At 75.8% G+C, this 13,063-nt stretch carries 8 protein-coding genes; 5 read left to right on the forward strand and 3 right to left on the reverse strand.

The window, feature by feature from the left end; genetic code table 11:
• Window positions 1–288 precede the first annotated feature (288 nt).
• Window positions 289–3,192 (forward strand): AfsR/SARP family transcriptional regulator, encoded by a 2,904-nt coding sequence (locus AC29IT_RS11690; protein WP_488218709.1) that lies wholly within the window; start codon window positions 289–291, stop codon window positions 3,190–3,192.
• A gap of 309 nt (window positions 3,193–3,501) precedes the next feature.
• On the opposite strand, the gene AC29IT_RS11695 is transcribed toward AC29IT_RS11690, so the two are convergent.
• Window positions 3,502–4,356 carry an SGNH/GDSL hydrolase family protein gene (locus AC29IT_RS11695; RefSeq protein ID WP_488218710.1) on the reverse strand — a complete coding sequence of 285 codons (855 nt, stop codon included), beginning with the start codon at window positions 4,354–4,356 and terminating at the stop codon, window positions 3,502–3,504.
• Window positions 4,357–4,905: 549 nt separating this feature from the next.
• Between AC29IT_RS11695 and AC29IT_RS11700 the strand changes: the two genes are divergently transcribed.
• The 3 genes from AC29IT_RS11700 to AC29IT_RS11710 all read left to right on the forward strand — a co-directional run bounded on the left by AC29IT_RS11700 (window position 4,906) and on the right by AC29IT_RS11710 (window position 9,652).
• Window positions 4,906–7,914: a hypothetical protein gene (locus tag AC29IT_RS11700; protein ID WP_488218711.1), complete on the forward strand. Its 3,009-nt coding sequence runs from the start codon at window positions 4,906–4,908 to the stop codon at window positions 7,912–7,914.
• Between the two features lie 64 nt (window positions 7,915–7,978).
• Window positions 7,979–8,689, forward strand: coding sequence for an ESX secretion-associated protein EspG (locus AC29IT_RS11705; RefSeq protein WP_488218712.1), 711 nt, complete (start codon window positions 7,979–7,981; stop codon window positions 8,687–8,689).
• 246 nt (window positions 8,690–8,935) lie between these two features.
• Window positions 8,936–9,652, forward strand: a complete 717-nt coding sequence (locus AC29IT_RS11710; RefSeq protein WP_358442310.1) for a DUF3159 domain-containing protein — start codon at window positions 8,936–8,938, stop codon at window positions 9,650–9,652.
• A gap of 171 nt (window positions 9,653–9,823) precedes the next feature.
• Here the strand turns inward: AC29IT_RS11710 and AC29IT_RS11715 are convergent, their stop codons facing one another.
• Window positions 9,824–10,777 carry an N-acetylglucosamine kinase gene (locus tag AC29IT_RS11715; protein ID WP_488218713.1) on the reverse strand — a complete coding sequence of 318 codons (954 nt, stop codon included), beginning with the start codon at window positions 10,775–10,777 and terminating at the stop codon, window positions 9,824–9,826.
• Window positions 10,778–10,893: 116 nt separating this feature from the next.
• Here AC29IT_RS11715 and AC29IT_RS11720 point away from each other — a divergent pair, with 116 nt between their 5' ends.
• Window positions 10,894–11,733: an amidohydrolase family protein gene (locus AC29IT_RS11720; protein WP_488218714.1), complete on the forward strand. Its 840-nt coding sequence runs from the start codon at window positions 10,894–10,896 to the stop codon at window positions 11,731–11,733.
• Between the two features lie 258 nt (window positions 11,734–11,991).
• Here the strand turns inward: AC29IT_RS11720 and AC29IT_RS11725 are convergent, their stop codons facing one another.
• Window positions 11,992–13,023, reverse strand: a complete 1,032-nt coding sequence (locus tag AC29IT_RS11725) for an SIS domain-containing protein (protein ID WP_488218715.1) — start codon at window positions 13,021–13,023, stop codon at window positions 11,992–11,994.
• Window positions 13,024–13,063: the final 40 nt, after the last annotated feature.

Below are 13,063 nucleotides of genomic sequence, written 5' to 3' on the forward strand. Positions count from 1 at the left end.
CGCGGGCCCGGCGCCGATCCGTCCACCGCGAGCATCTGCGCCGCGTGCGGTGCGGCACCCCGCGGCTGACCTCGGGTTCGATGAATGATCAACTTTCGGCGTGGTCGCCCGCCGAACCGGCGAGGAACACGGCCTTGGGCCGATCGGGTGACGCCCGGCCCGGTGTCACCGGGTGCCGACCCGAAGATCGCTACCGTGTGTCCGCTTCGCCGAGAGTGGACTCCGCGAGCCCGGGTGACCGAAACTGGCGAGGATCGAACACGCAGCGAACGGCAGGTGTCGAGGGGCATGCAGGGCAGGGACGCCGTGCCCGGCGGAACGGGCGCCGACCAGGTCGTCGGCGCCGGCCCGCCCGGGTTCACCTTCCGGGTGCTCGGCCCGCTGGAGGTGCGGCTGGACGACGAGCCGCTGCGGCTCGGCTCCGCCTCCGTGCGCGGCGCGTTCGCCTGCCTGCTGCTGGAACCGAACCAGCTGGTCTCGATCGACCGGATGATCGACACCCTGTGGGGTGACGAGCCACCCACCACCGCCCGGACCATCGTGCACGGCTACATCTCGCGCATCCGCAGGCTGCTGCACGGCCACGGCCGCCCGGACGCGCCGGGGCGGCCCGAAGTGCTCACCCGCTCGCCCGGCTACCTGCTGCGCATCGACCCCGAGCGCATCGACGCGCACCGCGCCCGCACCCTGATCAACGAGGCGCACGGCAAGGACGCCGCGGCCCGCGCCGCGCTGCTCACCGAAGCGCTGCAGCTGTGGCGCGGACCGGTGCTCTCCGGCATCGCCGCCGAACGGCTGCACCAGAGCGTCGGGACCAACCTGGACGAGCTGCGGCTGCTCGCCCTCGAAGAGCGCATCGCCTCCGAACTCGAACTCGGCAGGCACCACCGGCTCGTCATCGAGCTGTCCGCGCTCGTCGACCAGTACCCGCTGCGCGAACGCCTCACCTACCTGCTGATGCTCGCCGGCTACCGGTCCGGCAACCGCGCCGAAGCCCAGGCCCGCTACCACGCGCTGCGCGGACGGCTCTCGCACGAACTGGGCATCGACCCGGGGCCCGAAGTGCGCACCCTCTACGAACGGCTGCTGCGCGACGACGAAGCCCTGCTCAGCGGCACCCAGCGGCAGGCCGACCGGGAAGTCGCGCCCGTCGGCCCGGTGCCCGCCGAACTCCCGCCCGCCGTCGCCGGATTCGTCGGCCGGGAACGCGAGATGGGCGTGCTGGACCGCATGATCGAACGCGATCGCGGGGACACCACGCTGCTCGCCGTGCTCACCGGCACCGCGGGCGTCGGCAAGAGCGCCGTCGCCATCACCTGGGCGCACCGCGTCGCGGGTGCCTTCCCGGACGGGCAGCTCTACGCCTCGCTGCGCGGCTTCGACTCCGAACGCGCGCCGCTGTCCCCCGGCGAGGCGCTCACCAGCATGTTGAAGACGCTCGGCGTCGCCGCCGACGCGATCCCCGTCGACCTCGACGACCGGGCCGCGCTGTACCGGTCGCTGCTCGCCGACCGGCGGGTGCTGGTCCTGCTGGACAACGCCCGCGACTCCGAGCAGGTGCGGCCGCTGGTGCCCTCCAGCTCCCGCTCGCTGGTGCTGGTCACCAGCAGGCGCAGGCTCGACGGGCTCGTCGTGCGCAGCGGTGCGCGGGTGCTGCCGCTGGAGACGCTGCCCACCGAATCCGCCGTCGCGCTGCTCGACCGGGCGGGCGGCATCGACGGTTCCGCAGCGGAACCCGAAGCCACCCGCGAGCTCGCCGAACTCTGCGGCGGGCTGCCGCTGGCGCTGCGCATCGCCGCCGCCCGGCTCGCCGCCAACCCCGCGCGCGGCGTCGCGAGCCTGGTCCGCGAGCTCACCGACGAAGGCAACCGGCTGCACGCGCTGGACATCGACGACGCCGACACCAGCGTGCGCCGCGCCTTCGACATCTCCTACCGGAACCTGCACCCGGTGCACGCCGCCACCTTCCGGCAGCTCGGCCTGGTGCCGGGGCACACCTTCACGGCGCACGCGGTGGCCGCCGTCTGCGAGACCGATCCGCCCGCCGCCTACCGGCGGTTGCGGGCGCTCGCGCTCGCGCACCTGGTCACCGAGCCGGAACCGGACCGGTTCGGGATGCACGACCTGCTGCGGCTCTACGCGCGGGAACTGCTCACCGCCGCCGACGGGACCTCCGCACGGGCCGAGCAGGGCTACGCCGACCGCGACGAGAAGGCCTTCACCCGGCTGCTGCACTACTACCTGGTGGTCGCCGACCACGCCCGGCGCTTCCTGCGCCCCGCCCGCGACGACCTCGACCTGTCCGGCGACTCCACCATCGAACAGCCCGAGATCCGGAACCGGACCGAGGCGCTGGCCTGGTTCGACTCGGAATGGCCCAACCTGGTCGCCGCGGTGCGCGCCGCGCACGCCCACGGCCTGCACGAGTACGCGTGGCGGCTGGTGCGCTGCCAGTTCAACTACCTGGTGGTGCGCTGCCCGTGGGAGGACTGGATCCAGATCTACACGGTGGGCCTGGAATCGGCGCGGCTCGCCGCGGACCCGGTGGGGCAGGTGCTGATGCCCGCGGGCCTCGGCGTGGCGTACGCGCGCACCGGCGAGCACGACGAGGCGCTCGCGCACTACGCCGACTCCTACCGCTGCGCCGTCGCCACCGGGAGCCCGGGTTGGCTGGCGATGGCCCAGGTCAACATGGGTGCGGTGCTGTTCCGGATGAAGCGCTACGCGGAAGCGCAAGTGCACTGCCGGGACGCGCTGCGCGCCTACCGCACGCTCGGCGACCGGTACCGCGAGGCGGGTGCGCTGAACAACCTCGCCCAGGTCGAGCAGGCCAACGGGCGGCTGGCCGAGGCGCTGGAGCACCTGCTCGAAGCCGAGGTGATGTACCGCGAGGCGGACGACCTCGAGACGCTCGCCATGGTGCTGAACAACTGCGGCGAGGTCAGCATCGAGCTGGGCAGGCTCGACGACGGTGAGGGCTACCACCACGAGGCGCTCGACGTGGCGCAGCGCTGCGGTTCCGCGATGCACCAGGCCTCGGCCTACCAGGGGCTCGGCGATGTCGCGGTGGCCCGCGGTGACCGGTCGGTGGCCCGCACCCGGTGGGAGACCGCGCTGTCGATCTTCGAGACCGGTGGTTCGCCGCGCGCCGCCCAGGCGCGGTCCCGGCTGGCCGCCCTCGACGAGGATTGACCCAGGTCGCAGGCGTCCCGCCGGGACGTTTAGCCGACGTTTAGCGGATGTCTAGTCCCCGCTGCGAAAGTGTCTTGCGTGCGGGTCGGCACCAGACGAGACCCGCACCGGGCGGCACTGGGGGAAATCCGAGGGGGGATTGCCGCCCGGCCGTCCCGGCCGAGCCCGCGCGAGCGGGCGGGTCGGGGCGGACACTCCGGAACGGGGTGCTCGGAGCGATCCGGGAGGGCGTGGGGGTGGGTGCGGGCCTTTGAGCGGGGGACACTCGGAGGTCCGCACTTCGTCTTCCCACCCCTGATCAGCCCCGGGTCAGCACGCGCCGCGCTCCTCGGTCGCCGAGGCGGACTTGCCGGACTGGGCGCCCGCGGTGCACACGAGCTCCAGCGACGGCCGCTTCGGCCCGCGACCGTCCCCGCTGGAGCGCCCGCGCAGCCGGCGCACGATCCACGGCGCCAGGTGCTCCCGGGCCCACTGGATGTCCTCGGCCCGCTGCACCCGCCACGTGCGGGTCGGCAGCTCCGGCCACGCGGTGCGCCAGTCCTGGTCGACCTCGACGCCCAGCGCCTCGCACGCCCGCAGCGCCACCCGACGGTGGCCCTCCGCGGACAGGTGCAGCCGGTCGTCGCTCCACGCGCGCTGGTCCTGCAGCACCCGCATCGACCACAGGTCGACCACGAAGCAGCCGTGCTTGTCCGCGACCGCCCGCAGGTGCGCGTTGTACGTGCCCACCTTGCCGCGCACCCGTCGCAGCACCGGCGTCGTCGAGGTATCGAAACCGGTGCCGATCAGCACGTCCGCACCGGTCGCGCGCAGCCGCGCCACCGCGTCGTCGAAGATCGCGGCCAGCTCGTCCGGGTCGCCGCCGGGCCGGATGATGTCGTTGCCGCCGCCGACGAGCGAGACCAGCGCGGGCCGCAGCTCCAGCGCCTGCGGCACCTGCGTCTCGACGATCTGGCGGAGCAGCTTGCCGCGCACCGCCAGGTTCGCGTACCGCAGCTCGGGTTCCCGGGTCGTCAGGTGCTCGGCCAGGCGGTCGGCCCAGCCGCGGAAGCCGCCGCCGGGAGCCGGGTCGGCGATCCCCTCGGTGAAGCTGTCGCCCAACGCGGCGAAACTGGCCCAGTTCGCCCGCCGTGCTCCGCCGTCCCATTGCTCCCGGCCGTTCATCGGCCCTCCTCCTGCGCTGTTCGATTCGCCGGAGAACACAGTGGTCCTCCGATCGCGACCTACGCCACCGTCGGTTACGGGTGGAGTGAGTAACGGCACTCGAATGTTCCGATTTTATTCCGCGCCGGTGCACTTCGTTCCGAGTCGGAGAACTCGCCGGACGTGCGATGCGCCGCACCTTGCCGAACGAGACCGATCGATGCCACGCGCGTGCACCCGCGGGAATAGTGGTGGCTTGCCGGGAAACCACCGTACGCCTCGAACGCGACTGCTAATGTCGCTCGGCGGTAGCAGAAGCAACGAGGGGGCTCGTGATGTCGCGATCGACGCAGGTGGCGACCCTGCGCGCGGTGGGGGACGACGTCGACGCAGGGCTTCGCGCCGCGAGGCCCCGGCAGGCCGGGACCGGCGCCGGTACCCGGACCGCAGGTGCGTGAGCGGGAACGACGGCCGGACCGCGAACGTCGGACCGACGCGCGCCGCACCGGTGCCGAACGCCCGGGCGAGGGGCCCGCGGCGGCCGAAGTGCATCCGAGAGCTGGGGGAGAAGTGACGTCACCGCACGACCCGGCGGCGCCGGGACCAGCGGGCCGACCGCTGCCCGCCGCGCCACGCCGGGAGCCCGAACCGCCGCGCGACGCCGAACCCGGCGAGCCCGCCCGCAGGCCGGGCAGGCCCGCGCCCGGTGTCGCCACCCGGCGGCCCGCTCCGCCGCGCCCGGTGAACGCGCCCGGCGGTGCCCGGCTCGGCGGCGAACTCGGCCCGGACGCGGCCTTCCGCAGCGAACCGCGGATGCCCGAATTCGGCGGCCGCACCGCCGATGAATCCTTCTCCGCCGGCGAGACCGTCATTTCCGGCGAATCGCTCGTTTCCGGAGATTTCCGCCATTCCGAATCCGTTCTCGGTGGTGATCACCTGATGTCCGGGGAATTCCGGGAGTCCGGTGCGCGGACTCCGCACGACCACGCCGGATCACCTGCCCGGGAGCACCCGGTCGGGGCCGTCGCTGCGCACGGTGACGGCGGCGGACCCCGCAGGCCCGCGCCGGACCTGCGCCGCGCCGGTGATCTGCAGGCGTCCGGGGAGCTGCCGCTGCCCGGTGGGACCCCCGAACCGCCGCGCCCCGGCGGCAGGCACGACTCCGGCAGGCTGCCGCGGCCCGGTGGCCCCGGCGAGCCGCCGCCGTCCGGGCGCCTCCCGGAACCGCCGGCCGGCACGCCCGCCCGCGGCGAGCCGCTGGCGCAGGGGGAGCTGAACCCGGAGGAGGCGCGCAGGCCCGCGCGCCCGGCGACCCGGCCCGGCCGGTTCGACCTGCGCGCCGAGTTCGCTGCGCTGGCCGCCGAACCCGACCCCTTCGTGCTCTGGGGCCGGATCGGACGGCTCGGCGACCGGTTCGCGCACGAGCGCCGCGGCCTCGCGCCGCGGCGGCCCGCGCAGCCCGAGCGGCCGGATCCGGCCGGTGGCACCTCGGCCCTCTCCGGTGACCTGGGCGGGCTCGCCGAGCAGGCCCGGTCGCCCGAGCCCGGTGCCGAACCGCGGGAGCCGAGCAGGCCCACCGGTTTCTCCGGCCCGCTGCTCGGCTCGCTGCCGCAGCCCGGCGCGCCGGAGCAGGACGCGCCGGCGGAGCAGCGGACCGACGACGAGCCGCTCGACTCCGAACGACCCCCGTTCGACGCCCAGCGGACCGGGCGGCCCGCGCCCGACCGGGCGCCGGAGCAGTCCGGACCGCACCCGCACGGCCCCGGCGGCCGCGCGGAGGTGCGGCCGGAAGGGCCGGTCTCCGGGCAGCTCCCGCTGCCGGAGCCGCCCGCGGGAACGCCCCGATCCGGCGAGCCGGTCCCGCCGCAGCCGTTCGACGCGGCCGCGCCGGTGCAGCCCGGTCATCCCGGTGCGACGCCGGTGCCGGGGCCGCCGCCGGCCGGTCCGCCGGTGCCGCCCGAGCAGGCGCCGCGCAGGCATGCTTCCGGGCCGTTGCCGCGGCAGGGACCGCCGCACCCCGGCGCGCCCCAGCCGGGTCGCCCGGGGCCGGGCCGAACCGGGCCGCCGCAGCCCGGCCGGCTCCAACCTGGCCAGGCCCAAACCGGCCCGCCGCAGCCGGGCCAGCCCCAGGTCGGCCAGTCCCAGACCGGCCAGTCCCAGCCGGGCCAGCCTCAGGCGGGCCAGCCCCACACCGGTCCGTTCCAGGCCGGTCCGCCGCACCCCGGTCAACAGCCGCCCGGGCCGCAGCAAGCCGCGCCCGGCAGGCAGGGTCCGCCGCCGGGCGGACCGGTTCCGCCGCCCGGACCACCGCATCCCGGCCCGGTCGATCGCGGACGCCCGCAGCCAGGCGGAGTCCAGCAGGCGCCTCCGGAGCAGCAGCCGAACCTGTTCGACCTGCCCGACGCCCCCGCCGTGGCGGGCGGCCTGATCGGCCCGCCCGCCGAGTTCGAGCAGCAGCCGCACCAGGGCCCGCCGCCCGCAGGCCGACCGGGCTCCGCCCCGGAGCCGCCCGGCCACCCCGGGCCGGTTCCGGGACGACCCGGCGATGGCGGACCGTCGGCGCCGCAATCCGGCTTCGACCCGCAGTCGGCGCCGCGCGGGATTCCGCAGCCGCCGGAGGTTCCGCAGCCGGGACAACTCGCCCCGCCGTCCGGCGCAGGGCCGGTGCAGCCGCGCCCGGAATCCGGCCCGCCGCTGCCGCCCGACGCGGGCGGACCGCAGCAGCCGAGGCCGGAGCAGACCCCGTCGCCGCACGGTGCTCCGGCGCGGGACCAGGCCCCGCAGCCCGGCAACCCGGTGCCCCCGGGAGCCGAGCAGGGCGCACCGCGGCCCGGCGCCCCGATGCCTTCCGGTGCCCCGATGCCTCCCGGCGTCCCGGTGCCTCCTGGCAACCCGGTGTCTCCCGGCAACCCGGTGCCGCCCGGACCTGAGCAGCTCTCGCCGCCGCACGGCACTCCACTGCCCCCCGCGCCAGAAGGCATGTCCTCCGCACCAGCGGACCTGCCTCCAGCGCCGGAGGGCCTACCGCCCGCGGCAGCGGGCCTACCGCCCGCGCCGGAGGGCCTGCCGCCCGGGCCTCGGCCGGACGTGCCGCCGAACGGGCCGCCGCCGCACCAGCAGGGACCGCCGCCGGGAGCACCGGTGCGGCCGCCGCTGCCGCCCCGGCAACCGGAGCAGCAGCGCCCGAACGAGCAGCAGCGTCCGGTCGAGCCGCAGCCCCCGCACCCCGCGGACCAGCAGGACGCCCAGCGCCCCGAACGACAGCGTCCGGCGGCGCTCCCGGAACGGCCCGAAACCCGCCCCGACGGCGGCTTCGGCCCGATGAGCTCCCGGGCGCGCACCTCCGCGCAGCGGCCCGCCCGCCGCAACTCCTGGGCGGCGATCGACGAAGCGCAGCACGAGTCCCGCGAACGGGAGTTCAGCACCGGCGGCTACCGCCCCGGCGAGCTGGACGAGGGCACCCGCGGCCCGCAGTTCCTGCTCGAAGCCGACGACGTCTACGACGACGAGTACGGCGGCGGCCGCCTCGTGGCACCCCCGGTGCTCGGCGAAGCACCGCCGGGATACCGCGACTTCTGAGGAGCCCCGGGCTCCGCCCCCTGACCGGCGGGCTCCGCAGCGAGCCCGCCGCACCGAAGGTGAGATGCGACAGCCGATGGTCGACACGATCGCCCTCTCGCTGCCCGCCGTGGACGTCCTCGGCGAGCAGCTCGACCTGGACGTCCGGCAGTACCCGTTCGAACTGTCCCGGCCGGAGGAGTCCGCCGAGGAACGGACCCGCCTCGTCCGGCAGGTGTGGGGCGAGCTCGAAGCCGCCGGTCTCGCCACCGACGGCAGGCCCGAACCGGAGGTGGAGGACGCGCTGTACCTGCTGTGCGGGTCCGAGGTGTCCATCGCCGCGGCCGGGCTGCTCGACGTGCGCACCGGGCAGCGGCTGGCCGCCCGCGTCGTCGCCACCGGCGAGGTGGGCGTGGTGGGCGTGCTGGACGGGCGCGGGCTGCGGCTCGACTTCCTCGATCCGCACGACCTGCCCGAGGTGTGCGCCGACCTGCTGCCGCAGGCACCGATCCCGCCGGGCGAGCCGGTGCGCGCCGAGCGGACCGCGCACTCCCGGGCGCTGGAGGAGATCACCGCCCGGCCCCGCTACCGCATCGGGCACTTCCAGGTCTCCGGCGGCGACCGCCGCGGCGGTGCTCCGGCCGGGCCCGCCTGGTTCGACAACGACCTCGGCCGGTTCACGCTGCTCGGCGAGACCACGCCGGACGGCCGCGAGCTGGTGACCTGCGCGCCCGCGGACCGGGCTTCCATCGCCGAGCTCCTGGCCGAGCAGCTCGCCCACCTCGCCCGCGGCTGACGGCCCGCGCGAAACGGTCCGGTTCGTCCCGAAACCGGTGGCCGTTCCTGTGACATGATCGAGAGCGAGCTGACTGCCTACCGGCACGGCCGGAACCTCCACCGGACGCCGACCCGACCGCGCGGCCCCCACCACCGCGAACGAGCTGGAAGACAGGCATGCGAGCCGCACACCCCCGCCTGTGACGCGCATCCGCCGGGACACCGGTGCGTCCACGGCCTCCGGTGCGGCAGGCTGGAGAGCGTGATGCAGGATCGGCAGACGGGGCAGGCGCGGACCGGCCCGGACGACGGCGAACCGGACGCGGGCACCCCTGGGCGGCGCCCGGAATCCGAGCAGGACTCGCTGATGGGGCTGCTCGGTGGCCGCACCAGCGCGCTCGACGCCAGCCTGCCGCCGGTGGCGTTCGGCCTCGGCTGGTGGCTCGGCGGCGAATCGATCCTCGCCGGTGGCGCGGCGGCCGTGGCCGTCGGTGCCGTGCTCGGCGCGTGGCGGCTGCGCAAGGGCGACCGGCCGCTGGCGGTGCTGATCAGCCTGCTCGCGGTGCTGGTCGGCGCGGTGATCGCGCTCTACACCGGCAACGCCGCGGACTTCTTCCTCGCCCGGCTCGTCACCAACGCGGTGAGCGCGCTGATGTGGATGGTGAGCATCGCCGCCCGCTGGCCGCTGCTCGGCGTCATCGTCGGCGCCGTGCTCGGGCAGGGGAAGCGGTGGCGGCGGGACCCGGCGCTGCTGCGCGGCTACGGCCTGGCCAGCTGGGTGTGGGTCGGGCAGTACGTGGTGCGGCTGCTCGTGTTCATCCCGCTGTGGCTGGCCGATGCGGTGCTGGCGCTGAGCGCGGCGCAGGCGGCGCTCACCTGGCCGTTGGTGGCGCTGTGCGTGGCGAGCAGCTGGTGGGTCCTGAAGAAGGCCCTGCCGTCCGACCACCCCGGGCTCCGCCATCCGCAGGTCGCGCAGGGGTGAGGTGGCGGGACCTCGGCGGCCCGGGACCTGTTCCCCGAGCGGCGCTGCCACCAGGGACGATGCCGTCCTCGCGAGAAGGCCGCTGAGCACTAGCGGCGGTCCCGGTCGATCAGGTGGTCGGCTCCGCGCTTCGCCGCCCGCGGGCAGCGGACCCGACCCGGCGAGCGCGGGTCAGATCCCCGGGTAGCGCGGCGGGTCGCCGGTCCGGTCCAGAGCGGCGAGCCAGGCGGCCCCGGCGGCGCCCGGTCCCGCCGCGGGGAGCGGCACCCCGGGGAGCCGTTCGGCGAGGGCGGCGCGCAGCGCGGTGCCGACCGGGTTCCCGTCGGCCGTGAGCCCGCCGGCCAGCACGACCGGCCCAGTGCCGCCGTCCCGCCGCGCCCGCACCGCCGTGTCGGCGAGCTCGTCCGCGGCGCGGGCCACGATCCCGGCCCCGGGCCCGCCCGCCGCGCAGTCGGCGGTGACCAGCGGGGCCAGCTCGGCGAGCCGGATCGGCGCGGCCCCGTTCACCGCGGTGATCAGCCGTTTGCGCACCGCCATCGGATCGCCCGCGGTGTCGCCGAGCACCTGCTCCAGCACCGCCCCGGCGAGCCCCGACTCCGGCACTTCGCCGCGGTCCGCGGTGCGCAGCGCGTGCCGCACCGCTTCCCGCCCGAGCCAGAACGCCGATCCCTCGTCGCCGAGCAGCCAGCCGTGCCCGCCCGCGACGGCCGCCTCCCGGCGGTCCTCGATGCGGGCGGCGATGGCGCCGGTGCCCGCGATGAGCACGGTCCCGTCGGCGGCGCCGGTCCCGGCGGCGAACGCCACCTCGCAGTCGCTGACCACCCGCACCGGGCAGTCCAGCCCGAGCGATGTCCAGCCCTCCTCGAACAGCGCGGCCACCCGCGGGTCGGTCATCGCGCTCACCCCGGCCATGCCGAGCACCGCGGAGCGCACCGCTGCCCCGTCCAGGCCGGTGAGCGCGGTGCGGGCCGCCGCCGCGACCTGGGCGACGGCCTGCTCGGGCGGGTGCGAGTTGGGGTTGCCGCCCCCGGCGGACCCGCTGCCGAGCACCCGGCCGGTCAGGTCGCCGACCAGGGCGCGGCTGGACGTGCCGCCGATGTCGAGGCCGAGCACCAACTCCCGCATCCGTCCGTTGTACCGCAGCGCGCGGCGCCGGGAATCCCGCCCGCCCCGAGCTCCGCACCGGGCGGCGAGCACACTGTGGGGCTGATCGCCGGGATCCGGGGAAGGACGAGCGAGCGATGACCGTCGACGCGCACCACCACCTGTGGGACATCGACGTCCGGGACCAGCCGTGGATCACCGGACCCGAGATGGAACCGCTGCGCCGCGATTTCCGGCCCGCGGACCTGGCGCAGGCCGTCCGCGGCACCTCGGTGGACACCACCGTGCTGGTGCAGACCGCGGCGGACCCGGACGAGACGCCGGAGATGCTGGTGCTGGCCGATTCGGCGCAGTGCATCGGCGCCGTCGTCGGCTGGGTGGACCTCACCGCGCGCACGGCGCGGGAGCAGCTCGGTCCGCTGCTGTCGCACCCGGCGGGCCGGTGGCTGCGCGGCCTCCGGCATCGGGTGGAGGCCGAACCGGACGCGGACTGGATGGCCCGGCCGGACGTGCTGCGCGGGCTCGCCGCGGTGGAGGACGCGGGCCTGCTGTTCGAGGTGGTGGCGCGGCCGGAGCAGCTGCCCGCCGTGATCAAGGCGGCGGCCGAGTTCCCGCAGCTGACCTTCGTGCTGGACCACTGCGGCCGGCCGCCGGTCGGCGGCGATCCGACCGAGTGGGCGGTGCTGGTGCGCAGGCTGGCCGAGCACCCGAACGTGGTGTGCAAGCTGTCCGGTCTGGTCACGGCCGCCGGCTGGGGCCGGGAACCGGACGTGGACGTGCTGCGGCCGTTCGCGGACGTGGTGCTGGCGGCGTTCGGCCCCGGCCGGTTGCTGTTCGGCTCGGACTGGCCGGTGTGCCTGCTGTCGGCGTCCTACCGCGAGGTGCTGGAGCTGACGTCGGGCTTGCTGGACGGCCTGTCGAACCAGGAGCGGTCGGCGATCTTCGACGGCAACGCCCGCGAGGTCTACGAGATCTGAGCCCGTTCGCGGCGGTGGTCTCGGAAGGGGATCTTCGGCGCATCCCGGGCGGTCCCGTTTTCCCGGCGCGGAACGGTGGTCATTTCTGACCCGTTCGGCGTAATCTGACGCTGCCCGCCTCACCCCGCCCCCTCGGTGAGGCGGGCTTCTAACTTCTCCGCCGGACCCCGTCGAAGCAGGCGTTTCCCCGCGCGGCACCGAACGTGCTGGTCTCGGCACCGCGCGGAGCGGGCGTCGTCCGTTCGTCCGAACAGACGATCATCGAGTGCGGGTCACCTTGGACAGGCCGCGCGGCCGGTCCGGGTCGCCGCCGCGGGCCAGCGCGAGTTCGAGGGCGAGCTGCTGCACCGGCAGGATCTCCAGCACCGGCGCCAGCTCCTCGGCGCAGGCGGGCACCGGGATGTGGTGCGCCGCGGCCGGTCCGGAGCCGAGCGTGCACACGTCGGCGCCGCGTTCGCGGACCGCGTCGAGCACCTCGCGCATCGCCGCGCCTCCCTGGCCTTCGCCGCTGACCGCGAGCACCGCGGTGGCGGGGTCGACGGCGGCGACGGGCCCGTGCAGCAGGTCGGCGCCGCTGTAGGCGCGGGCGGGCAGGTAGCTGGTCTCGGCGAGCTTCAGCGCCGCTTCCAGGGCGGTGGCCAGCGAGTAGCCGCGGGCGGTGGTGACCAGCCGCTCGGTGGCGCGCAGCCGCTGCACCGCCTCGCCGACCGCCGCGGTGCCGTCGGCGAGCGCCCGCCGCGCCAGGTCGGGGAGCCCGGCCGCGGCCTGCCCCGTCCCGCCGCGCACCGCGTCGACCAGCAGGTACAGCGCGAGCAGCGTGGCGCTGTAGGTCTTGGTGGCGGCCACCGCCAGCTCCTGCCCGGCGTGGACGTGCACCGAGAGCTCGGCGGCCCGGTTCAGCGCCGAGTCGGGCGTGTTGGTGATCGCGACGGTGGTCGCGCCGCGGCGGCGGGCGGACTCGGTGACCTCGATCAGGTCGGGCGAGCCGCCGCTCTGGCTGACGGTCAGCAGCAGCACGTCCCGCAGGTCGGGCTGCGCGCCGTAGAGCGTGGTGGTGGACGGCGAGACGAGCCCGGCGGGCAGTTGCAGCAGCACCTCGATGAGGTACTTGGCGTACAGCGCCGCGTGGTCGCTGGAGCCGCGGGCCGCCAGCAGCGCGAACCGCGGCCTGCGCTGCGCGATGGTGGCCGCGACGGCGGCGATGTCGGTGGCTTCGAGCAGCTCGGCGAAGATCCGCGGCTGCTCGTCGATCTCGGCGCGCATGCTCGCGCCGGGTGTCGCCTCGCTCATGGGTGCCTCTCGCTGGCCGGTAGGTCTAGACCAATGTTAT

Source organism: Saccharopolyspora sp. MMCC62, assembly GCF_057736575.1.

Coding starts and splice junctions, on each gene's coding strand:
- AC29IT_RS11690 (WP_488218709.1), top strand. CDS start 289: ATGCAGGGCAGGGACGCCGTGCCCGGCGGAACGGGCGCCGACCAGGTC.
- AC29IT_RS11695 (WP_488218710.1), bottom strand. CDS start 4,356: ATGAACGGCCGGGAGCAATGGGACGGCGGAGCACGGCGGGCGAACTGG.
- AC29IT_RS11705 (WP_488218712.1), top strand. CDS start 7,979: ATGCGACAGCCGATGGTCGACACGATCGCCCTCTCGCTGCCCGCCGTG.
- AC29IT_RS11710 (WP_358442310.1), top strand. CDS start 8,936: ATGCAGGATCGGCAGACGGGGCAGGCGCGGACCGGCCCGGACGACGGC.
- AC29IT_RS11715 (WP_488218713.1), bottom strand. CDS start 10,777: ATGCGGGAGTTGGTGCTCGGCCTCGACATCGGCGGCACGTCCAGCCGC.
- AC29IT_RS11720 (WP_488218714.1), top strand. CDS start 10,894: ATGACCGTCGACGCGCACCACCACCTGTGGGACATCGACGTCCGGGAC.
- AC29IT_RS11725 (WP_488218715.1), bottom strand. CDS start 13,023: ATGAGCGAGGCGACACCCGGCGCGAGCATGCGCGCCGAGATCGACGAG.